This is a genomic window from Rhodococcus sp. IEGM 1372 (assembly GCF_030056835.1).
Taxonomy (GTDB): domain Bacteria; phylum Actinomycetota; class Actinomycetes; order Mycobacteriales; family Mycobacteriaceae; genus Rhodococcoides.
Map to the genome: position 1 here is coordinate 1 of NZ_JASHKS010000097.1, position 295 is coordinate 295.

General features: G+C 66.1%; 1 protein-coding gene. It reads right to left on the reverse strand.

The window, feature by feature from the left end; genetic code table 11:
* A partial coding sequence (locus QM590_RS25825; protein WP_283279480.1) for a hypothetical protein occupies positions 1–295 on the reverse strand: 295 nt, incomplete at both ends.

A 295-nucleotide genomic window follows, 5' to 3' on the forward strand; every position in this document is an offset into this window, starting at 1 on the left:
CGGCTGCGGTGGTGAGGGCGTCGGGTCGGTAGATCAGGGCGCGGTCGGTGAGTGGATCGCGGGGTACTGATTTTCCGAGGGTGGGGTCTGCGGCGATGGCGGCTTCGAGGGCTGCGGCGAGGGTGGCGTTGCCGAGGTAGAGGCCTGAGGGTGTGCGGTTTGCGGGTGTGTTGTCTGCAGTGGGGATTGTTGGGTTGTTCAGCCGGATTGCCGAGCGTAGGTCGAGTGCTCTCATGTTGCGGGCGGGATGTCTGATGTCGTCCAGGTCGAGGGCAGAGCTGTGCCGTGTGCCCCG